Here is a 22,162-nt window from a genome sequence, read left to right as displayed (position 1 = left end):
AGTGTAGCAATCTGAAAGGTAAGTTGGCGAATATTTTGCCAATTTGTGTACTGTGCCGCGTTAAACGGCCAGCAGGGCCTCTTTTATGGCGGTCAGGAACCGCGCCAACTCCGCCCCGGTAATCGCGCGATGGTCAGCACTGACCGAGAGCGGCAACAGGCGGGCTGTTGTTGGTCCGTCATTACCGGGCACAACCGCCTGATAGGCTCGGCCCACGCCCACAATGGCAACACACGGAGGCACGACCACCGGAGTGGCATAGCGCCCGCCCAACGATCCAAAGTTGGAGACCAGCAGAGTGGCACCCAGCAAATCTTCACGACGCAACCCGGTCGTCGCAGCCTGCTGTTTGAACGATTCGATCTGCTGTCGCAGTTCCGCATCCGTGCACGCCGCCAGGTCCCGCAAGACCGGGACATACAACCCTCGGGGAGAATCCACTGCGAGCCCGATATGCACACCATGCGCCGGAATTAGCCGTCCATCGACGAAGTGGGCGTTCACTTCGGGGACAGCCAAAGCCGCACTCACCACCGCGCGCAACAAGCGGATGGTGGGGTCGCCCCGGCCCCACCACGCAGAGACATCGACCGCGTCCTGCAAGGTCATGGGCATCACCTGATCCCGTGCGTTTGCCATGGCTTCTGCCATGGCGCGGCGAGCCAGGGTGCCATTGTCCGTGGATGATTCGGCGGGGCTGCCCGCCGGGGACGATGCCGGGGCAGAGCTCGGTGGTGTGACACCGGTAGCGATATGCGCTTCGACCTCTGCGCTGGTGATTTGTCGATGTCGGGTCGCGATGCTCGCCAGATCAATACCCAGCCGACGGGCGAGTGCACGCGCAGCCGGCGTGGCTTGGTGGCGCGCGGGTGGGTGAATTGCAGTTTCTGCCGCGAGACGGCCCTCGGCGGTCGCAATCCGCCCGACAACAGTAGCCGCATCGGCAGGACTGGATGACGCCGGTTCGTCAGCGCCAGCGGCGGCATGGTCGACGAATCCTACTAAGGGTTCCCCCACGGTGACTGCCTGGCCGGTATCGGCGAACAGTTTCTCCACCGTACCCGCCCAGGGCGAAGGCACATCCACCAGTGCCTTGGCGGTCTCAACGGTCGCGAGGATTGCATCGGTAGCCACCGTGTCTCCGGCTGCTACATGCCACTCGCGTACGACCGCGTCGGGCAAGCCCTCGCCCAGATCCGGCAGGTGAAAGAGTTTCATCGGCGATACTCCATAACCTGCTCAACAGCAGCGATTATGCGGCGAACGTCGGGTAAATACTGATTTTCGAGGCGATAGTAAGGCATTACCGTATCAAACCCGGTCACGCGTTGGACTGGCGCTTTCAGCAGATCGAAAGCATATTCATTCAGCTGCGCCGCGATCTCCGCGCCCAGGCCGCCAAAGCGCGCCGCCTCATGCACAACCACACAGCGGCCTGTCTGCTCGACAGAATCAATGATGGTATTGGTATCGAGGGGCTTGAGTGTGGCGGGATCGATCACGGCAGCAGAGATCCCGCGCAGCGCCAGCGCCTCAGCCGCCTCCAGTGTCTCTTTCAGGGCCGCCCCCCACGCCACGAGGGTTACGTCACTACCGTCACGCACCACAAACGCGCGATCCAGCGGCAGCGCAGTACCGGTATCCGGCACCTCCTGACGCCATGCGCGATAAATACGTTTGGGCTCGAGGAAAATCACCGGGTCGGGATCGCGAATTGCCGCGAGCAACAAGCCGTAGGCGCGGGCGGGCGTGGAGGGCACGACGACTCGCAAACCCGGGATGTGGGCGAATATTGCCTCGGTACTCTCCGAATGGTGTTCCGGGGCATGGATACCACCGCCGTACGGGGCCCGGTAAACCACCGGGCATGACAGGCGCCCACGGGTACGATTGCGCAAGCGGCTCGCATGGCTGAGGATGTGGTCCAGCCCGGGGTAGATAAACCCCATAAACTGGAACTCTGCCACAGGACGCAGCCCCTGTGCGGCCATTCCCACGGCAATCCCGGCAATCATGTTTTCCGCCAGCGGTGTATCCCGAACCCGCGCCGCACCGAATCTTGCCTGGAGGCCGTCTGTTGCCCGAAATACGCCACCGTTCGCGCCAATATCCTGACCAAATAGCACGACCTGATCATCCTGGGCCAGCGCGTGGGCCAGCGCCTGATTGACCGCTTCGACCAGTGTGATCTCCGCCATCACGGTGCCCTCCGTTCCGGGAGCTCGCCCATGCGCAGCAGCTCGGCGTACTGTTCGAGCAGTGCGTCCGGCAACACGTCATACAAATGATCGAACATCGCTGTTGGCGGTTCCGGTTGACGCGCCCGGTAGGCCTGTAGGGCTTTTTCCATCAACTCGGCCTGTTCTCGCTCCATCTCGGCCTGACGATGCTCATCCCACAATCCCACGGACTCCAGATAGCGGCGCAGGCGCACCAGGGGTTCCGCGGCTTCCGCCCGCTGCAGGTCCTCCTGGCTGCGGTAACGATGCGCGTCGTCGGCGGTCGTGTGGTCACACAGGCGGTAGGTCACCGCCTCAATCAACATGGGTCCCTCACCGGCGCGCGCCCGTTCAATCGCATCCCCCACGGCCGCGCGGACCGCGATCACGTCATTGCCATCCAGTTGCAGCGACGGGATTCCGGCGGCGATTGCCTTTTGCGCGATGGTCTGCGCATGTGTCTGTGACTGGCGTGGTACCGAGATAGCCCATTGATTGTTGTTGACCACGGCGACCAACGGCAGCCGCCAGACGCCGGCGAGGTTGAGTGCCTCGTAGAAATCCCCCTTGGATGACGCGCCCTCGCCACTGCACGTGACCGCCACTTTGGGCGGCGCACCGAGTTGCTGGTGTCGATACTGCAGCGCGCAGGCGACACCAGCCGCGTGCAGCAACTGGGTGGCAATCGGGATACACAGTGGCAGGTCTTGTTCGACGCGACGGAAACATTGCCCCCGTTCCTCGCCGCCCCAGATCGCGAGGATTTCGCCAATCTCGACGCCGCGTTCGAGCAATGCGCCGGTCTCGCGGTAATACGGGATATAGACATCCGTCGTGGGGATTGCGCTGGCAACGCCCACTCCGACGGCTTCCTGCCCCAGTGAAGAAGGGTAGGTGCCCAGCTGGCCGGTGCGCTGGAGCTTCACTGCGCGATCATCCACCTGACGAGCGAGGTGCATTTGCCGGTACAAATGCAGCAGGGTATCCGGCGTTGCGAATGCCGGCAGGGTCTGGGTGAGATCACCCTGCTCATCCAGATATCGCAGATGGGCGATATCGAAAGACGCCACCAGGTGCATACGTGGTTTGTGCATCGGGTATTTCCTGTTTGCCCCGATACAAAAGTTTAGTGAAGAAGTGTTATCCGCCAGTCATGGCAGCCGGCTGAAAAGAAGGCGGGGCCCCGAGGATCGGGGCCTGGCGTTCGATGGCGCCTGGCGGCCAGGTCAGGACTTTTTGGTGGGTCGCTGCCAGCCAGAGACGTTGCGCTGTTTGCCTCGGGCAACGGCCAACTCTTCATCACCCACTTCGCGCGTCACCGTGGAGCCGGCGCCCACTGTGGCCTTTTTGCCCACTTTGACCGGTGCAACCAGCGAAGAGTTGGAGCCAATAAATGCGCCATCACCAATTTCCGTTTTGAATTTGTTCACCCCGTCGTAGTTACAGGTGATCGTACCAGCGCCGATATTGACCCCTTCGCCGACATCCGCATCGCCGACATAGGACAAATGGTTCACTTTGCTGCCGCGGCCAATCCGGGACTTTTTGGTTTCGACGAAATTTCCTACCTTGGCGCCATCCAATAGTTCGGTACCGGGACGCAGGCGTGCATACGGGCCGATATTGCAGGCTTCGCCGACAACCGCATCTTCGATCAGGCTATTGGCTTCAACCCGTGTACCCGATGCCAGGCGACAGTTTTTCAACACACAATTGGGACCGATGTGAACGCCATCACCGAGTTCAACCTCGCCCTCAAAGACACAGTTAATATCGATGGAAACATCGGTGCCGCAGGTTAACGTCCCGCGAACATCCACGCGCGCCGGGTCCAGCAGGGTGACGCCCTCATTCATCAAGCTGAGTGCGCGGCTGTGCTGCAGAGCCCGCTCCAGCTGCGCCTGTTGCGCGCGACTGTTCACCCCGGCCACTTCGACAGGATCTGAACAGCGCACGCCGGTAACCGGCACGTTTTCACTGACAGCACGCGCAATCAAATCCGTGAGGTAATACTCGCCCTGGGCGTTGTCATTGGAGAGTTCAGGCAACCAGGTGGCGAACCGGTCGGCGGGGCCGGCCAGGATACCGGTGTTCACCTCGCGAATCGCCAGGGTATCGGCATCGGCATCTTTCTCTTCGACGATGGCCTGCACGCTGCCGGTATCGTCGCGCACGATGCGACCGTAGCCGGCGGGATTGGCCATCTCCACAGACAACAACGCAACGGCATTCGCGGAAGCGTTGAGCAGCGACTGCAAGGTGCCGGTCTTTACCAGCGGCACATCACCATAGAGGACCAGCACCGTCGCGCCCGCACGAAAATTTGGGATCGCCTGCGCCACAGCATGGCCGGTACCGAGTTGCTCGGTCTGATCCACAAACTGGACGCCGCTGTCGGCAAATTGTTCCCGCACCGTTTCTGCACCATGACCGACGACGACCGTAATCGCCGCATTTTCCAGGCGCTTGGCCGCGTCGATAACCCGCCCGAGCATCGGCACCCCACCAATCGGATGGAGCACCTTGGGGAGGTCGGAACGCATACGGGTGCCTTTGCCCGCAGCGAGGATGACGACGTCGATGGTCATGTTGGGTCCTTAATCACGTCTTTTTGGTATTCCGGAATCGGTCAGGGGCGGCATTGTGGCCCTTCACAGACGCGCACTCAAGCGCGCGACGGTTTCCTGCAGAGTAGATCGTTTGGGCGTGAAGATTTATCCACAGCCCGCTGCGGGGTTTGTTTCCGCTTTCTGACCAACTGCCTGTGTCGGTGACATGCGCGTCAATTTTTCGGTATTGGCGCGGGAGTTCTTTTCCACTGAACTATGCTCATGGGTTATCGAAGCCCAGCAGGCTCCTGGTTTCTTCGTAGCGGTATACCTAACAACTTCAATAAAGGTTATCCCTCATGGAAACACTCACACCAGAAACCGGAGCAGCCACATCGGGCCCCGATTTGGACATGGCCAAGGTCGAAGCGTTTGCCGGGCGAGTAATCGGCGATCTGGCGGCCGCCGGCGCACATGCGCTGGTGTATGTCGGCGACCAACTGGGCCTTTTCAAGGCGCTGGCCGCAGCCCCGACAACTGCCGCACGACTCGCGCAATCACAGGGCCTCGATGCAAGATATGTACGGGAATGGGCAAGCGGACTGGCCGCTATTGGTTATCTCGATTACGACCCCGCAACAGAGGAATTTGCGCTGCCACCGGAACGCGCAGCGGTACTCGCCGAAGAGGCCTCACCGGCCTTTATGGCAGCCGCCAGCTCAGTGGTGCGCACGATGTACCACTCTGCGGACGATATTGCTGGGGTGTTCAAGTCTGGCGCCGGCTTCGGCTGGCACGAACATCACCAGTGCCTGTTCAATGGCACCGAACGATTTTTCCGACCCGGCTACCGGACGTTTCTGGTAGATGACTGGCTCAAGCAATTACCCGGCTTAACCGAGCAGTTGCAGCAGGGGGCCGACGTGCTCGATGTGGGTTGTGGTCACGGTGCATCGACCATTGTTCTCGCCAGGGCATTCCCCAATTCACGTTTTGTCGGTGTCGATTACCATGCCGATTCGATCGCCGCTGCAGAAACTGCGGCGCGTGAAGCGGGCGTGGCCGACCGGGTGTCGTTCTCGGTGGCGCCGGCGCGCGATCTACCAGCAGGTGAGTTTGACTTGATCTGCTATTTCGATTGTTTGCACGATATGGGAGATCCGGTTGGCGCGGCGACCGCCGCTTACGGACACCTCAAGCCAGAAGGCAGAATCCTGCTGGTCGAGCCACTCGCGGAAGACCGGCTGGAAGACAATATCAATCCGCTCAGCGCACTGTATTACGCGGCCTCTACGTTCCTCTGTACGCCTTGTTCCAAGTCGCAGGAAGTGGGACTTGCGCTCGGCGCCCAGGCTGGGCCGGCGCGGCTGTCGCAGGTGTTGGAAAGTGCCGGATTCAGTCAGGTCCGCGTCGCCACCCGTTCAATGGCCAACCTGATTATCGAGGCAAAACGTTAGCGCCTGGGCTCTTTTGCTAATGCGGAAGCGCTGTAGGGCGGGGCTTTCAGGAAGATCCTGAATTGTCATACAGCGCTGACAGGTTGGAATTAACAGACACAAAAAAAGCAGCCGAAGCTGCTTTTCTCGATCGCTGAAGGGCGAGCTGTTACTTGCCAGCCGCCTTGCGGATCGCCTGCAGGGTACGCAGACGCGCTTCAGCTTCGGCCAGTTGCGCAGAAATGCGCGCGTAGTCGATCTCGGACGGCGCCTGGTGCAGGGCGTGCTCGGCTTCCTCGCGGGCTTTTTGCGCCGCTTCCTCGTCAATTTCGCGCTCGGCGATATCGGCGAGGATGGTTACCATGCTCGGCTGCACTTCGGCGTAACCGCCGCTGACGTAAAGAACTTCTTCTTCGCCGTCGGCCTTGATGATGCGCACTGGACCAGGCTTTAGCTTGGTCAGCAGCTGGGCGTGGCCATAGGAAAGACCAAGTTCCCCTTCCACACCGTTTACGATCACCATCTCAACCAGTCCGGAGAAGAGGGATTCTTCAGCACTTACAATGTCGCAGTGTACAGTCATAGCCATCTAGGCTACCTCGTTCTCTGGTGTTTGCCAGTACCGGCGCGCACCAGAATCACTTCCGGTGCGGTGCCAGTCGCGCTTACTAGGCCTTATTGGCTTTCTCGACAGCTTCGTCGATGGTGCCAACCATGTAGAACGCTTGCTCAGGCATATCGTCGTAGTCGCCGTTGAGGATGCCCTGGAAACCACGGATGGTTTCTTTCAGGGAAACGTATTTGCCCGGTGCACCGGTAAATACTTCCGCAACGTGGAAAGGCTGGGACAGGAAGCGCTCGATCTTACGCGCGCGCGCTACGATCTGCTTATCTTCCTCGGACAGTTCGTCCATACCCAGGATCGCGATGATGTCCTTCAGCTCCTTGTAGCGCTGCAGTACGGACTGCACGCCACGGGCTACTTCGTAGTGCTCCTGACCGATAACCAGCGGGTCGAGCTGGCGGGAGGTGGAGTCGAGCGGGTCAACAGCCGGGTAGATACCCTTGGCGGCGATGTCACGGCTCAGTACTACAGTGGAGTCCAGGTGGGCAAAGGTGGTTGCCGGAGACGGGTCAGTCAAGTCATCCGCCGGTACGTATACCGCCTGGATAGAGGTAATAGAACCTGTCTTGGTAGAAGTAATACGCTCCTGCAGAACGCCCATCTCTTCCGCCAGAGTCGGCTGGTAACCTACCGCAGACGGCATACGGCCGAGCAGTGCAGATACTTCAGTACCGGCCAGGGTGTAACGGTAGATGTTGTCGACGAACAGCAGTACGTCACGACCTTCGTCACGGAACTTCTCGGCCATGGTCAGGCCGGTCAGGGCAACACGCAGACGGTTACCGGGCGGCTCATTCATCTGGCCGTAAACCATCGCTACCTTGGAGTCAGAGAAGTTTTCGACGTTTACAACGCCCGCTTCCTGCATCTCGAAGTAGAAGTCGTTACCTTCACGAGTACGCTCACCAACACCCGCGAACACGGACAGACCGCTGTGCTCGGTGGCGATGTTGTTGATCAGCTCCATCATGTTTACGGTTTTACCTACACCGGCACCACCGAACAGGCCAACCTTACCACCCTTGGCGAACGGGCAAACCAGGTCGATTACCTTGATGCCGGTTTCCAGCAGGTCGGTAGAGCTGGACTGCTCTTCGTAGGAAGGTGCCGCGCGGTGGATAGAGGCGCGCTCTTTCTCACCGATGGGGCCACATTCGTCGATCGGGTTGCCCAGTACGTCCATGATACGTCCCAGGGTCTCGGTACCAACCGGTACAGAAACCGGCGCGCCGGTGTTTACAACCGGCAGACCGCGGGAAATACCCTCGGAAGAACCCATGGCGATGGCGCGTACTACGCCGTCACCCAGCTGCTGCTGCACTTCCATGGTGAGGTCTTTACCCTCAACCACGAGTGCGTCGTATACCTTCGGTACGGAGTCACGTGGGAATTCCACGTCGATGACCGCGCCGATAACTTGCACAATTTGCCCGTTACTCATTTCCGGATCCTCAAATCAAAATTCTTTCTGCCGCGTGCTTGCCTGCAAACCACTCGCCCAAACTTCGGGGCGTCAGACCGCTGCGGCACCGCCCACAATTTCGGACAGCTCCTGGGTAATCGCCGCCTGGCGCGCCTTGTTGTATACCAGCTGCAATGAATCAATCAGGTCACCGGCATTATCGGTGGCGCTCTTCATTGCAATCATGCGCGCAGCCTGCTCACAGGCTTTATTCTCAACAACGGCCTGGTAAACCTGCGACTCGATGTACCGCTCGAGCAGTCCATCCAGCAGTTCTACCGGCTCAGGCTCGTACAGGTAATCCCAGTCGTGCTTGAGCTGATCGTCGTCGTCCTTGGGCAGCGGCAGTAGCTGATCAACGCGTGGCTTCTGCGTCATGGTGTTCACGAACTCGTTGGACACCAGGAACAGGCGATCGATATCGCCAGAAGCGAAGCGGTCCATCATTACCTTGACGGAGCCAATCAGCTGGTTCGCCTGGGGCTGGTCGCCCAGGTCGCGCACGGCAGCGACAACCTTGCCGCCGATGGCGTTGAAGAAACCGGCCGCCTTGTTGCCTACCGCGCAGATCTCGACATCCACACCTTTTTCAGACCATGCCTGCATATCTCGAATGGCTGCCTTGAACAGGTTGACGTTCAGACCACCACACAGGCCGCGATCTGTGGATACCAGGATGTAACCCACACGCTGCGCTTCGCGCTCCTGCAGGTAAATGTGCTGGTATTCCGCAGAGGCGTTGGCGACGTGGCCGATCACCGCGCGAATGCGCTGGGCGTAGGGACGCCCCAGTGCCATGCGATCCTGAGCTTTACGCATCTTACTCGCCGCAACCATTTCCATCGCGGAGGTAATTTTCTGCGTGCTCTTGATGCTGGCAATTTTTGTGCGTACTTCTTTTCCGCCTGCCATAGTTGTTACCCTGCCAGGGCGCCGGATTCCCGCGAGGGAGCCACGGCGCCGTTAGTCCTGAATTACCAGCTACCGGTAGCGACAAACTTCTCGATAGCGGCCTTGAAGGCAGCATCGATTTCGCTGTTGTAGTCGCCAGTGCTGTTCACCTTCGCCATCAGCTCTGCGTGTTCGCTGTTCATGTAAGCGAGCAGGGCAGCTTCGAAGTCCAGTACCTTGGCTACTTCTACGTCGTTCAGGTAACCCTTGTCGGCAGCGTAAACAGAGACAGCCATGTCCGCGATAGACAGCGGAGAGTACTGCTTCTGCTTCATCAGCTCGGTAACGCGCTCACCGTGGTCCAGCTGGGCCTTGGTGGCTTCGTCCAGGTCGGAAGCGAACTGGGAGAACGCCGCAAGTTCGCGGTACTGAGCCAGAGCGGTACGAATACCACCGGACAGCTTCTTGATCACCTTGGTCTGCGCGGCACCACCTACACGGGATACGGAGATACCCGGGTTGATTGCCGGACGCACGCCTGCGTTAAACAGGTCGGTTTCCAGGAAGATCTGACCATCGGTAATAGAAATTACGTTGGTCGGTACGAACGCAGATACGTCACCGGCCTGGGTCTCAATGATCGGCAGTGCGGTCAGGGAGCCAGTCTGGCCTTTTACTTCACCGTTGGTGAACTTCTCAACGTAGTTGGCGTTCACACGGGAAGCGCGCTCCAGCAGGCGGGAGTGCAAGTAGAAAACGTCACCCGGGTAGGCTTCACGGCCCGGCGGGCGCTTCAGCAGCAGGGAGATCTGGCGGTAAGCCCACGCCTGCTTGGTGAGGTCATCATAAATAATCAGGGCGTCTTCACCGCGATCGCGGAAGTACTCACCCATGGTGCAACCGACGTACGGAGCCAGGAACTGCATAGCGGCCGGGTCGGCAGCGCCAGCAGCAACCACAATGGTGTGATCCATTGCGCCGTGCTCTTCCAGCTTGCGTACAACGTTGGCAATAGAAGACTGCTTCTGGCCAATCGCAACGTAGACACACTTAATGCCGGTGCCTTTCTGGTTGATGATGGCGTCGATCGCAACAGCGGTCTTACCGATCTGGCGGTCACCAATGATCAGCTCACGCTGGCCGCGGCCGATCGGCACCATGGTGTCGATAGACTTCAGACCGGTCTGTACCGGCTGGTCTACGGACTGGCGATCAATAACGCCCGGTGCAACCTTTTCAACCGCGTCTGTCAGGGAAGTGCCCAGCGGGCCTTTACCATCAATCGGGTTGCCCAGTGCGTCTACTACGCGACCGAGCAGCTCGGGGCCAACCGGGGCCTCGAGGATGCGGCCGGTACAACGACACTTCTGGCCTTCTGCCAGGGACTTGTAGTCACCCAGTACGATGGCACCAACAGAATCGCGCTCCAGGTTCAGCGCCATACCGTAAACGCCGCCGTCGAACTCGATCATTTCACCATACATCACGTCGGCAAGGCCGTGGATGCGGATAATACCGTCCGATACGGAGACAATGGTGCCCTCATTCTGGGCCTGGGTGTCCACATCGAGACTGTCGATGCGGCTCTTGATAATTTCACTGATCTCAGAGGGATTCAGTTGCTGCATGCTCTGTTCCTCAAGTTCCCGGGCGCCTCATCACAGTTAGGTGGCTGCCTGGGAATGTTATTTAGGAGTTCATCGCCTCGGCGAGTTTTGCCAAGCGGCCGCGCACGGTGCCATCGATCACTGTATCGCCGGCACGGATAACCGCACCGCCGAGCAGGCTTTCATCGACGCTGCTGTGCAGGTGAACTTCGCGCTCGAATTTCTTGCTGAGTGCCTGGGTCAGTTTCTGAGCCTGGGCATCTGAAAGCGCTTTGGCAGAAACCACTTCAACTTCGAGAGTGGATTCGGCATCAGCCTTCAGTTCTTCAAACAGTTCGAAAATTTCGGGCAGCAGGCGCAGGCGGTGGTTTTCCGCCAACAACCGGATAAAGTTCTTGCCCGCGATGCTGAGGTCGCCTTCACAGATCGCTAGGAATTGGTCCGCGCGCTCGTCGCTGGTCAGCTGCGGGTTATCCAGCAGCTCACCAACTTTTTCGCTAAGGCTGACCGCGGCCGCGGTTGCCAACGCCTTGCTCCAACCTGCGAGGTCAGAGGCTTGCTGGGCGTAGGCAAATGCCGCTTTGGCGTAGGGCCGGGCCAGTGTGCTGAGTTCCGCCATGGGTTCCTCGCTTACAGCTCGGCTGCCAGTTGATCGATCAGGTCCTCGTGGGCCTTAGCGTCGATATTCACGGACAGGATCTTCTCCGCACCGGCAACAGACAGCGCCGCAACACGGCTGCGCAGCTGTTCTTTAGCACGATTCACTTCCTGTTCGATCTCCGCTTTGGCTGCCGCCTTCAGACGATCGCCTTCCGCGTGGGCGGACTGCTTGGCTTCATCGATAATTTGGTTGGCGCGCTTGTTCGCGCCATCGATGATTTCCGCAGCCTGCTCTTTGGCTTCCTTCAGCTGGTCAGCGGCTTTGCGCTGTGCCAGTTCAAGGTCTTTGCCTGCACGCTCGGCCTCTTCGAGACCGGTAGCAATCTTCTGCTCGCGTTCCTGCATGACACCGATCAGAGCGGGCCATACAAATTTCCAGCAGAACCATACGAAAGCCAGAAACGTAATGGACTGGCCAATTAGAGTCAGGTTGATATTCACACCGACACCTCTTGCTCTTTGCTCTTAACTAATAAGAACAGGTGGTTAAAGGGCAATTGGAACGATGTAATCAAACCAAACCGGGCGCAACGGCGAAGATCAGGTACATGGCGATACCAACACCGATCATCGGAACGGCGTCGAGCAGACCGGCCATCAGGAACATTTTACCCTGCAGGGCAGGAGCCTGTTCCGGCTGACGAGCAGAACCTTCCAGCAGCTTGCCACCCAGGGTGCCGAAGCCGATTGCAGTACCCAGTGCGCCCAGGCCGATCAGAAGTGCGCTCGCGATGTAAACCAGACCAAGTGCTTCCATTGTTTTCTCCAAAATCAAGAGTTGTTGAAAAGTAAATTAAAGGGTTAATCGTCGTCTTTGCGCGCGACCAATTACTGGTCGTGCGCGTGTTCTTCTTCCCGGTCATGCGCCATGGCCATGTATACAGTGGTCAACACCATAAATACAAAGGCCTGCAGGGTAATCACCAGGATGTGGAAAATGGCCCAGCCCATCTGCAGGAAGCCGGCACCAATAAAGCCCAGTACACCAACGCCAAACACGATGGCGATCAGGATAAAGATCATTTCACCGGCGTAGAGGTTTCCGAACAGTCGCAGGCCCAGGGAGATCGGCTTGGCGATCAGGGCAACCGCTTCCAGCAGGAAGTTGAACGGAATGAGGAAAATATCGATGAACCACTTGCCGGTGTGGAACGGGTGCAGGGTCAGCTCCTTGATAAAGCCGAGCGCACCTTTTTCACGAATACTGAAGAAGATCATCAGTGCGAATACGGCCAGCGCCATACCCAGGGTGATGTTCAGGTCGGTAGTCGGTACAACCTTGAAGTAAACGTGGTTCGGATCAGCGCCGGTCAGGGCCGCAGTACCGTGGGCAACCGCCATTGGAATCCAGTCGACGGGCACCAGGTCCATCAGGTTCATCAGGAATACCCACACAAAGATGGTCAAGGCCATCGGGGCAACCATGCTGTTGCGGTGAGGGAAAGTATCCTTGACCAGCTTGTCGATGAAATCGACGGTCAACTCGACAAAGCTCTGGAAACCCGTCGGAACGTCTACGGTGGCCCTTTTGGCCGCACGGGAGAACAGGAAAGCGAACAACAGGCCGAGACCGATGGACCAGCCCAGGCTGTCGAGGTGCAGAGCCCAGAAGCCCATATCGGACGCTTCCTGAGAGGAGTGCGCCAGGGTCCAGGTGCCCTCAGTCAGAACGGTGCCATCGGTGCGGGTATAACCAGCCGGCAACTTGCCATAGGTCATGTTCTGCAGGTGGTGTTGGATATACTCCGTTGGGGTACCAGCCATAATTCCTCAGCAATCAGTAAAGTAGAATTCTTTTCCTTCCTGCAGCGCCGGTCGACGTGTTAACGGACCAGTCGCGCCACCATCAGCCATTGCACCACTACACAGGCACCGTAGCTGGCAAACAAGGCCGCCGGATTGAGCGGCCTCACCACAGCGAAGATCGCTGCGAACCCCACCAGGGTCAGGACAAACTTGCCGGTTTCGGCCCGGTAGAAAGACGCTACCACCCGCTGTGCTTCCCGGGCGCCGCGATGGCGAAAGGCGCGCAAGCCGAAATACGCATTGGGCAGAGCACACAGGGCTCCCCCCAGAAAAACTGACAGCGCGGTGACCGGCTTACCGGTGAAATGCAGGGCTGCTCCAATCAGCGATACCAGCAGCAGCTGGACCGTGGCAATTCGCAATACCGGGGGTCTGTACATAGGCGGGTTAAACCGACCAAATTCGCGCTGTGCGCCCAAAATTTGGGCGTGCGAATTATAGGTGGAAGGGGCGCCCCGGTTCAACCGAATTTCCCGCAAGTTTATTGGCGTTCGGTATTTTTTCCCCGCCGGTTAGGCGGCGTAACCGGGGCATGGTTCGGTGCCGAGCGCCCCGTTTTGGGGCGCGCCGTTCAACCTAGGCGTCTTCGCGATATCCCAGATGGGCGAGGATGCCATCCAGCTCGTCGAGGCTGCTGTATTTCAGCACCAGCCGGCCGGCCCCTTTGTCGTTGTGGTCAATCGCCACCGGCACACCGACCTTTTCTGACAGTCGTTCACTTAACCGGCGAATATTGGGATCTTGCTTGGGTTTTGCGGGAGCCGGATTTTCCGCCTGATGCTGCAGACGGCGGACCAGCGCCTCGGTCTGACGCACGGTCAGGCCGCGCTCAACCACCTGGCGGGCGGCGCTGCGCTGCGCTTCGCCGGAGAGCCCGAGCAGGGCCTTGGCATGCCCGAGTTCGAGATCGCCACGCTCGAGGAAAGTGCGCACTTCGTCATGCAGGCTGAGCAGTCGCAGCAGATTGGTCACCGCGCTACGGGATTTGCCCACGGCATCGGCAACCTGCTGCTGGGTGAGCTCGAACTCATCCTGCAGGCGCTTCAGGGCGACGGCTTCTTCGACCGGGTTGAGGTCTTCACGCTGGATATTCTCGATGAGCGCCATGGCGATGGCTGCTTCATCCGGGACTTCGCGCACCAGCGCCGGTACGCGGTCGAGCTCCGCCAACTGGGCGGCACGCCAGCGGCGCTCGCCGGCAATGATCTCAAATTTCTGGTCACTGACGGGGCGCACCACGATGGGCTGCATAATGCCCTGGGCGCGAATGGAGTCGGCCAGTTCCTGCAGGGATTCCTGCGGGAAATCGCGGCGCGGCTGGTAGCGGCCGCGCTGTAGGAATTCAATCGGCAACTCGCGTAACTCACCGTCAGCGGCAGCGCTGTCGGAGTTACCGGTAGCCATGGCGATGGCCTGGGAGGCCTCACCACTAATCAGGTGGTTCAGGCCCTTGCCCAAACCCTTGCGGCGGCTAGCCATAGTCTTTACCTCAGATTTAAACGGCTTCCGCCACAGGGCGGCTCTGGTTGGCGGCGTGGCGACGGGTCATTTCGCCAGCCAATGCCAGATAGGCGATCGCACCCTTGGAGTGCTTGTCATAGTCCAGCGCAGGCTTGCCGAAGCTGGGGGCCTCTGCCAGGCGGACGTTGCGGGGAATGCACGTGCGATACAGGCGCTCACCGAAGAATTCCGACAGTTGCTCGGACACATCACTGGTGAGGCTGTTCCGTGGATCGTACATCGTGCGCAGGATTCCCTCGATCTTGAGCTCAGGATTGGCCGCACGCTGGATCTGGGTGATGGTATCGATCAGGGCAGACAGCCCCTCGAGGGCGTAGTATTCACACTGCATCGGGATCAGCACGCCGTTGGCCGCACACAGGGCGTTCACGGTGAGCATGTTCAGTGACGGCGGGCAGTCGATCACGATGTAGTCATAGTCTTCGCGGATATCACGCAGGGCGCGACGCAGGCGGGATTCCCGACCATCCATTTCCAGCAGCTCAACTTCCGCCGCGGACAGGTCGCCGTTGGCCGGTAACAGGTCAAAACCACTCGGGGTTTTCACGATCGCGTCACGGGCAGGCTTGTCATCGGCGAGCACGTCGTAACTGGACAGCGGCAGCTCACTTTTGTCGATGCCACTGCCCATGGTGGCGTTGCCCTGGGGGTCCAGATCAATCAACAGCACGCTGCGCCGACTGGCAACAAGCGACGCCGCCAGGTTTACACAAGTGGTGGTCTTGCCTACGCCGCCTTTCTGGTTGGCGACCGCAAATATCTTGCTCACGGTTCAGGTCCTATGGTTTCCCGCAGGCACCTCTCCCGGGTACTGGCGGGGCCGGCAAGTGCCGGCTTTCAGGCCCGCGCCGGCAGTGCCAGGTGCGGGCAGGTCTTGTCATTTGGAATACTTGTCAGCGGGGGCTTTTGACCGTCAGGATCTTGTCGATCAGTCGATTCCGGCAAGCGTTGCCGAGTGAGCCTGTTACGCCTGATCGTCGCTTTCCTGTTCGCGACAGAGAACGATGAGGTGGCGATCCGCGTCGCAACCCGGTACCGATAGGGTGTGCACCCGTTCGACCTTAACCCCTTTGGGCAGTGCGCTCAACTCATCTTCCGGGTACTTGCCCTTCATCGCGTAAAACTTACCGCTGGATGTGAGCAAGTGCTCACTCCCCGCTATCATATCAGCCAGAGAGGCAAAGGCTCTAGAGACGACGCCGGCAAATCTTCGCTCGGGCTCGAACGCCTCGACGCGTTCGTTCACGACCGTCACATTCGGCAGTGGCAACTGGCTCGCCACCTGGAAGGTAAACCGGGTTTTCTTACCGTTGCTGTCGAGCAGGGTCACCGGGCGATCGGGGTAGACAATGGCCAGCGGAATTCCCGGCAGTCCGCCACCACTGCCCACATCGATGATTGGCTCATCCGCCGCACCACACAGATTCATCACACTCAGGCTGTCAATCAGGTGACGCTCCAGCATCTGTTCGGGATCGCGGATCGCAGACAGGTTGTAGGCGGCATTCCAGCGGGCAAACAGCGCCAGGTACTGCAGCAACTGATCGACCTGCTTGTCCGTCAGGTCGAGATTCATTTGCGCGGCTGCGGCGCACAGGCGCGGGCGAAATTGCTGGAAATCGGTCACAGCGATACAACTCCTGGCGACGGGCTCAAATGGCTTTCTTGCGCGCCAGCAGGCCGCGTTTTTTCAACTGGATCAACAGCAGGGAAATGGCGGCGGGGGTGACACCGGGCACCCGCGACGCGCGGGCGAGGGTATCCGGGCGAGCGTCGCCGAGCTTCTGCTTGATCTCACTGGACAGGCCCGAGACGCCGTCGTAATCAAAATCGACCGGAATCGGGGTGTGCTCATAGGCCTGCACACGCTCGATTTCCTCGCGCTGGCGATCGATGTAACCGGCGTACTTGGCTGTAATCTCAACCTGTTCGGCGACCTGCTCATCGGTGACGGCCGCCCCTTTCAGGTCGGCAACGTCGGCATACGCCAGTTCCGGGCGACGCAACAGGTCCATCAGGCTGTACTCGCGGCCGAGTGCCTGGGGCAGCTTGGCCTCAACCGTTTCGGCTTCCGGCGTCTTCGGGTGCACCCAGGTTTCCCTGAGACGCTGCTGCTCGAGCTCGATGGCCTCACGCTTTTCGCAGAACGCCGCCCAGCGGGTATCCGACACCAGGCCCAGGCGGCGACCGATTTCGGTCAGGCGCAGATCGGCATTGTCTTCGCGCAGCAGCAGCCGGTATTCCGCCCGGCTGGTGAACATGCGATAGGGCTCTTTGGTGCCGCTGGTGATCAGGTCGTCCACCAACACGCCCAGGTAAGCCTCGTCGCGACGGGGAGACCACGCTTCCCGCTCCTGTGCCTGCAGGGCCGCATTGGCACCGGCCAGCAAACCCTGTGCAGCGGCCTCCTCGTAACCGGTGGTGCCATTGATCTGGCCGGCAAAATAGAGGCCCTCGATGAACTTGCTCTGCAGGGTGGGCTGCAGGTCGCGGGGGTCAAAGAAATCGTATTCGATGGCATAACCCGGTCGGGTGATATGCGCATTTTCAAACCCGCGGATCGAGTGCACCAGGTTCACCTGCACATCAAACGGCAGGCTGGTGGAAATACCATTCGGGTAGAGCTCGTTGGTGGTCAGCCCCTCCGGCTCGACAAAGATCTGATGGCTGTCCTTGTCGGCAAAACGGTGCACCTTGTCCTCGATGGAAGGGCAATAGCGCGGTCCGACCCCCTCAATCACCCCGGAATACATGGGGGAGCGGTCCAGGCCGCCCTGGATGATCTCGTGGGTACGCGCATTGGTGTGGGTTATCCAGCAGCACACCTGCTGCGGATGCTGGTCGCGGCTGCCGAGGTAGGACATGACCGGTGTGGGCGCATCGCCCCATTGCTCTTCCATCACGGAGAAATCGACAGAGCGGGCATCAATGCGCGGGGGCGTGCCGGTCTTCAGACGCTCCACCCGGAACGGCAGGGCACGCAAACGATCTGCCAGCGCGATGGAGGGGGGATCGCCGGCACGGCCACCAGAGTGGCTGTCCAGGCCGATATGGATCCGTCCGCCGAGGAAAGTACCGGTGGTCAGGACTACCGTCTTGCCATGAAAGCGCACACCGGCGTTGGTGATGACACCGACGGCCCGATCCGCCTCGACGATCAGGTCATCTGCGGCCTGCTGGAAAATGTGTAGATTTTCTTGGGACTCCAGAGTCGCGCGAATAGCGCTGCGATAGAGCGCTCGGTCAGCTTGTGCCCGGGTAGCGCGCACCGCGGGGCCCTTGCGGGCATTGAGCACGCGGAACTGTATCCCGGCACGATCCGTGGCCTCGGCCATGGCGCCGCCCAGGGCATCGACTTCTTTCACCAGGTGACTCTTGCCGATTCCGCCGATGGCCGGGTTGCACGACATCTGGCCCAGGGTCTCGATGTTATGGGTCAGCAACAAGGTCACGGCGCCCATTCTCGCGGCGGCGAGAGCGGCTTCGGTACCGGCGTGACCGCCACCGATCACGATGACGTCATAACGAGTGGGAAAGTCCATAGCAACTGCAGGCAGGGGTTGGAAAAGGGCGCACATTTTATAGCCAGCTTCTTGTGACGGCAAATGTATCTGTCGATCAATTTCCCGTTGCCGCTGCCACCAGAGTGCGCGCATCAGAGATTCTAGGATGAAGTTATTCAGAATCGTCAGAAGGTTCCTGTTGGTTTTTTGAAGAAGCCTCTCTTATGAATAAAGAAATAAAGTTATACATATCTCATATGTATTGTTTATCTATGTTTATTTAATTTATTTAGGCGTCGTTTTTCGGTGTTTAACTCCAAAAAACTTATATAAAACATAGGTTTACGTGAAGTATAAGTACCCCGGAAAACCCTGTTCGAAGCACAGAGTAAGCTTGGGGCGGCGCTGTGGACGAACGGGATAACTTTCGCCCTTTTGACGGCGCTCATCAGTTATTCCCGGTTGATTCTCACGTTCTACGGTAAGTTTTCCCCCGATTTCTCCACACCCCCGCACCAAAAGAGATCATTTGTGTAAGTTTGGTGGTATTAGCGGTGTAGCAGCTGTGGGTAAGTTGCGCCCCCTGGATAAGCCTGTGGGTAGCTGTGGGCAACTTCTGTGGTTGGCGCGTGGATTTTCTTGTGGAACGGGTTGGGTCGCTGAAGTGACCGTCGAGTATCCATTTTTAGGCGGGGCGCGCTGGCCGGGGGGAGCGACCCCAAAAATGCGGGTGAGGCCGCCGGGAAAAAGGGGAGAAATTATTTGCCGATACAGAAACTGCCGAAGATTTTCCCCAGCAGTTCATCGGCGGTGACGGCGCCGGTGATTTCACCCAATGCCTGCTGAGCCTGCCGCAAGTCCTCGGCGAGGAGTTCACCCGCACCGGCACTTCGCAATTGGGCGGCCCCGTTGTCGATAAAGGCGCGCGCACGTTCGAGTGCCTCCAGGTGCCGTCGTCGGGCACTGAAGGTGCCTTCACCGGCGCCGCTGTAGCCCATGCATTGTTTGAGGTGTTGCCGCAGGTCATCGATACCGGCACCGGTATGGGCACTCAGGGCGAGGACCGGTATGCCGTCGGAGTGGGCCTGCAGGCCGGGGGTGTAGTCGGTGAGGTCGCTTTTGTTGAGCACCAGAGTGAGCTTTTCGGGATCACTCAGTCGATCGGTAAACTCCGGCCAGACATGCTCCGGGTCAAGGGAATGGGCTTGGTTGGCATCAACGACCAGCAGTACCCGGTCAGCCTGGTGGATCTCTTCCCAGGCACGCTCGATACCGATTTGTTCGACTTTGTCCGTGGCGTCGCGTAACCCGGCCGTGTCGGCAAACTGCAGGGGCATGCCATCAATGTGGATTTGCTCGCGCAAGATGTCCCGTGTTGTGCCGGCGAGGTCCGTGACGATCGCCGCCTCTCTTCCTGCCAGTGCGTTGAGCAGGCTCGACTTGCCGGCGTTAGGTCTGCCTGCGATGGCGACGCGCATACCCTCGCGCACCAGGGTGCCCTGGCGTGCCTGCTCGGTAACCCGGTCGACCTGATCGAGGAGGGTGTCGATATCGGCAGCAACTTTGCCATCGGCGAGGAAATCGATTTCTTCTTCAGGAAAATCGATCGATGCTTCGACGTAGATGCGCAAATGAGTCAATGAAGTGACTAATTCTTCGATTTTTTCGGAAAAAACACCCTGCAGGGAGTGCATGGCGTTACGTGCGGCCTGCTCGCTACCCGCTTCAATCAGGTCGGCAATCGCCTCGGCTTGCGCCAGATCGATCTTGTCATTGAGGAAAGCCCGCTCGGAAAACTCGCCCGGACGCGCCTGTCGCGCACCCTGGCTGATACAGGCCTGTAGTAACCGATCCAGAATAACCGGGCCGCCGTGTCCCTGCAGTTCAACCACGTCTTCGCCGGTAAACGAGTTTGGCCCCGGGAAGCTGAGTGCGATGCCCTGGTCAATGGTCTCGCCGTGATGGCAAAAATTGCGGTAATGCGCCTGACGCGGTTGTAGCGGAAGGGCCCCACACAGGGCCTGGGCGATCTCGCGTGCGTTGGGGCCGGACAGGCGGATGACGCCGATGCCGCCGCGGCCGGGTGCCGTGGCGACAGCAGCAATCGTATCTCTTTCACTATTCAGGTTGGACATGGGGCAAGTGTATCCGAGGCTGGTGCGACGTGGGGTGGCCAAAACGAAACAGGGCCGCTCGCGGCGGCCCTGATCGGAGTGGTCGGTTGGCGACGGGCTTATTTGCCTTCCGCTTCAACCTGCTTGTTGATGTACCAGCTCTGGGCAATTGAGATGATGTTGTTCGCAATCCAGTACAGGACCAGGCCAGCCGGGAACCACAGGAAGAAGAACGTCATCATCACCGGCATCAGCTGCATGATACGCGCCTGGGTCGGATCGGTGGGCTGTGGCTGCAGTTTCTGCATCAACCACATACTGGCGCCCATGATCACCGGCAGGATGAAGAACGGGTCCTTGACGGACAAATCGTGAATCCAGCCGATCCAGGGAGCATGGCGCAATTCGACGGTTTCCATCAGCATCCAGTAGAGGCCGATAAAGACCGGCATCTGCAGCAGGATCGGGAAACAGCCGCCCATCGGATTGATCTTCTCGCGGCGGTAGAGCTTCATGGTCTCTTCGGCGAGTTTCTGGCGGTTGTCCTTGTACTGTTCCTGCAGACGCTTCATCTGCGGGGCAAACTTGCGCATGTTGGCCATGGAACGCAGGCCGGCCGCAGACAGCGGGTAGAGCAGTGCCTTGATAAAGACGGTCAGCAGGATGATGGCCCAGCCCCAGTTGCTGACGATGTTCTCGTGGATAAAGTGCAGCACGCGGAACAGCGGCTTGGCGATCCACCACAGCCAGCCGTAGTCGACGGTCAGGTCCAGGTAAGGTGAGATTTCTTCCAGGCGATACACATCTTTCGGGCCCGCATAGAAAGAAGCACTCAAGGTGCCCTGGGTTCCAGCGGCCACGGTTTCTGCCGGGGCGTAGAAACCCATCAGGAACATGTCATCGGAAGTCTGGCGCAACTGGAAGGTGTTGCGTCGATCCTGAGGCGGGATCCAGGCGCTGAGGAAGTAGTGCTGCACCATCGCAACCCAGCCTCCTTCTACTTTTTCCCTGGTTGGCGCTTCCGCAATCTCTTCGAAGTCCTGCTTGAAGTAGTTCTCGTCGTTGGTGCGCATTGCCGCCCCAAGGAAAGGAGAAACACCAATGCCGGCGTCGGTAGGCGGTTGGTGGCTATCGCGCTTGATCTGGCCATAGAGGTTGGCGGTCCAGGGCGTGCCACTGGTGTTGTCCACCAGATAGGTGACGTCGATCAGGTAGTCGCCGCGCTTAAAGGTAAAGCGCTTGGTGATATTGGCACCGGCTTGCTGCAGGGTCAGGTCCACCACCAGTGTGTCGGCGCCCTCTTCCAGCGCGTATGCGGTCTCGGCCACGGTGAAGCGCGGGCGTCCTTCGTTGGTATCGGTACCGTTTGGACCAATCAGGCCGCTTTGGGCGATATAGGTTTCGTCGCGGGTGCGCTTGAGCAGCAGCAGCGGCTGTTCCGGAGTGTCGATTTGTTCGGCAAACTCGCGCAGTGCCACTTTGACGATATCGCCACCGTGTGGATCGATCAGCAGGTCAAATACGTCGGTGGTGACGCTCACCAGGCTCTGGGGTTGTACCGGGGCGGCGGGCGTCTCGGTCGTGCTTTCCAGTTGCGGTACATCACCAGCGTTGTTGCTCGATGGGACCACGGCAGTGGTGCCACCATCCATAACGATCTCCCGGTCGACTTCCGGCGCATTGCGTTGCTGGAATTCGTTCCACTGGAAGATGAGGGCGAGGATTACTGCGGCGATTCCGCCCAGCAGCGTATAGCGTTGCCAATCCAT

20 protein-coding genes are annotated in these 22,162 nt (G+C 59.4%); 1 reads left to right on the top strand and 19 read right to left on the bottom strand.

Annotated elements, in window-relative coordinates:
* Nucleotides 1-60: 60 nt before the first annotated feature.
* The 4 genes from ACXAD0_RS02695 to glmU form a co-directional block, all read right to left on the bottom strand.
* Nucleotides 61-1,218 carry a dihydrolipoamide acetyltransferase family protein gene (locus ACXAD0_RS02695; protein ID WP_475086801.1) on the bottom strand — a complete coding sequence of 386 codons (1,158 nt, stop codon included), beginning with the start codon at nucleotides 1,216-1,218 and terminating at the stop codon, nucleotides 61-63.
* A complete protein-coding gene (locus tag ACXAD0_RS02690; protein WP_475086800.1) occupies nucleotides 1,215-2,198 on the bottom strand; it encodes an alpha-ketoacid dehydrogenase subunit beta in 984 nt (327 codons plus the stop codon). Before ACXAD0_RS02690 ends, ACXAD0_RS02695 begins: the two co-directional genes overlap by 4 nt.
* Nucleotides 2,198-3,313 carry a pyruvate dehydrogenase (acetyl-transferring) E1 component subunit alpha gene (gene pdhA / locus ACXAD0_RS02685; RefSeq protein WP_475086799.1) on the bottom strand — a complete coding sequence of 372 codons (1,116 nt, stop codon included), beginning with the start codon at nucleotides 3,311-3,313 and terminating at the stop codon, nucleotides 2,198-2,200. The genes ACXAD0_RS02690 and pdhA overlap by 1 nt, the downstream gene beginning before the upstream one ends.
* Before the next feature lie 132 nt (nucleotides 3,314-3,445).
* Entirely contained in the window at nucleotides 3,446-4,807 is a 1,362-nt protein-coding gene (gene glmU, locus ACXAD0_RS02680; RefSeq protein WP_475086798.1) for a bifunctional UDP-N-acetylglucosamine diphosphorylase/glucosamine-1-phosphate N-acetyltransferase GlmU, read from the bottom strand.
* Nucleotides 4,808-5,127: 320 nt separating this feature from the next.
* Between glmU and ACXAD0_RS02675 the strand changes: the two genes are divergently transcribed.
* Nucleotides 5,128-6,225: a class I SAM-dependent methyltransferase gene (locus ACXAD0_RS02675; protein WP_475086797.1), complete on the top strand. Its 1,098-nt coding sequence runs from the start codon at nucleotides 5,128-5,130 to the stop codon at nucleotides 6,223-6,225.
* Between the two features lie 148 nt (nucleotides 6,226-6,373).
* Here ACXAD0_RS02675 and ACXAD0_RS02670 read toward each other — a convergent pair whose 3' ends face one another.
* The 15 genes from ACXAD0_RS02670 to yidC form a co-directional block, all read right to left on the bottom strand.
* A complete protein-coding gene (locus ACXAD0_RS02670; RefSeq protein WP_475086796.1) occupies nucleotides 6,374-6,793 on the bottom strand; it encodes a F0F1 ATP synthase subunit epsilon in 420 nt (139 codons plus the stop codon).
* A 79-nt stretch (nucleotides 6,794-6,872) separates the two neighbouring features.
* Complete coding sequence (atpD, locus tag ACXAD0_RS02665) at nucleotides 6,873-8,270, bottom strand: F0F1 ATP synthase subunit beta (protein ID WP_475086795.1); 1,398 nt, start codon at nucleotides 8,268-8,270, stop codon at nucleotides 6,873-6,875.
* Between the two features lie 72 nt (nucleotides 8,271-8,342).
* On the bottom strand, nucleotides 8,343-9,203 hold the full coding sequence (atpG, locus tag ACXAD0_RS02660; RefSeq protein WP_475086794.1) for a F0F1 ATP synthase subunit gamma: 861 nt from the start codon (nucleotides 9,201-9,203) through the stop codon (nucleotides 8,343-8,345).
* Between the two features lie 62 nt (nucleotides 9,204-9,265).
* Complete coding sequence (gene atpA / locus ACXAD0_RS02655) at nucleotides 9,266-10,810, bottom strand: F0F1 ATP synthase subunit alpha (protein WP_475086793.1); 1,545 nt, start codon at nucleotides 10,808-10,810, stop codon at nucleotides 9,266-9,268.
* Between the two features lie 61 nt (nucleotides 10,811-10,871).
* On the bottom strand, nucleotides 10,872-11,408 hold the full coding sequence (locus tag ACXAD0_RS02650; protein ID WP_475086792.1) for a F0F1 ATP synthase subunit delta: 537 nt from the start codon (nucleotides 11,406-11,408) through the stop codon (nucleotides 10,872-10,874).
* An 11-nt stretch (nucleotides 11,409-11,419) separates the two neighbouring features.
* Nucleotides 11,420-11,890 (bottom strand): F0F1 ATP synthase subunit B, encoded by a 471-nt coding sequence (locus ACXAD0_RS02645; protein ID WP_475086791.1) that lies wholly within the window; start codon nucleotides 11,888-11,890, stop codon nucleotides 11,420-11,422.
* Between the two features lie 70 nt (nucleotides 11,891-11,960).
* Entirely contained in the window at nucleotides 11,961-12,206 is a 246-nt protein-coding gene (gene atpE, locus ACXAD0_RS02640) for a F0F1 ATP synthase subunit C (protein WP_020413895.1), read from the bottom strand.
* A 71-nt stretch (nucleotides 12,207-12,277) separates the two neighbouring features.
* Nucleotides 12,278-13,213: a F0F1 ATP synthase subunit A gene (atpB, locus tag ACXAD0_RS02635; protein WP_475086790.1), complete on the bottom strand. Its 936-nt coding sequence runs from the start codon at nucleotides 13,211-13,213 to the stop codon at nucleotides 12,278-12,280.
* A 59-nt stretch (nucleotides 13,214-13,272) separates the two neighbouring features.
* Nucleotides 13,273-13,635, bottom strand: a complete 363-nt coding sequence (locus ACXAD0_RS02630; protein WP_475086789.1) for an ATP synthase subunit I — start codon at nucleotides 13,633-13,635, stop codon at nucleotides 13,273-13,275.
* A gap of 196 nt (nucleotides 13,636-13,831) precedes the next feature.
* Nucleotides 13,832-14,734 (bottom strand): ParB/RepB/Spo0J family partition protein, encoded by a 903-nt coding sequence (locus tag ACXAD0_RS02625; protein ID WP_475086788.1) that lies wholly within the window; start codon nucleotides 14,732-14,734, stop codon nucleotides 13,832-13,834.
* Between the two features lie 16 nt (nucleotides 14,735-14,750).
* Entirely contained in the window at nucleotides 14,751-15,545 is a 795-nt protein-coding gene (locus tag ACXAD0_RS02620) for a ParA family protein (protein ID WP_475086787.1), read from the bottom strand.
* A 195-nt stretch (nucleotides 15,546-15,740) separates the two neighbouring features.
* On the bottom strand, nucleotides 15,741-16,352 hold the full coding sequence (gene rsmG / locus ACXAD0_RS02615) for a 16S rRNA (guanine(527)-N(7))-methyltransferase RsmG (protein WP_475090295.1): 612 nt from the start codon (nucleotides 16,350-16,352) through the stop codon (nucleotides 15,741-15,743).
* Nucleotides 16,353-16,428: 76 nt separating this feature from the next.
* Complete coding sequence (gene mnmG / locus ACXAD0_RS02610) at nucleotides 16,429-18,318, bottom strand: tRNA uridine-5-carboxymethylaminomethyl(34) synthesis enzyme MnmG (RefSeq protein WP_475086786.1); 1,890 nt, start codon at nucleotides 18,316-18,318, stop codon at nucleotides 16,429-16,431.
* Nucleotides 18,319-19,037: 719 nt separating this feature from the next.
* Entirely contained in the window at nucleotides 19,038-20,414 is a 1,377-nt protein-coding gene (mnmE, locus tag ACXAD0_RS02605; RefSeq protein ID WP_475086785.1) for a tRNA uridine-5-carboxymethylaminomethyl(34) synthesis GTPase MnmE, read from the bottom strand.
* 98 nt (nucleotides 20,415-20,512) lie between these two features.
* Nucleotides 20,513-22,162: a membrane protein insertase YidC gene (gene yidC, locus ACXAD0_RS02600; protein WP_475086784.1), complete on the bottom strand. Its 1,650-nt coding sequence runs from the start codon at nucleotides 22,160-22,162 to the stop codon at nucleotides 20,513-20,515.

It is taken from the genome of Microbulbifer sp. ABF4_148 (assembly GCF_056158985.1).
The sequence above is the reverse complement of the archived record's forward strand: the minus strand, read 5'-3'. Positions and strand labels throughout refer to the sequence as shown.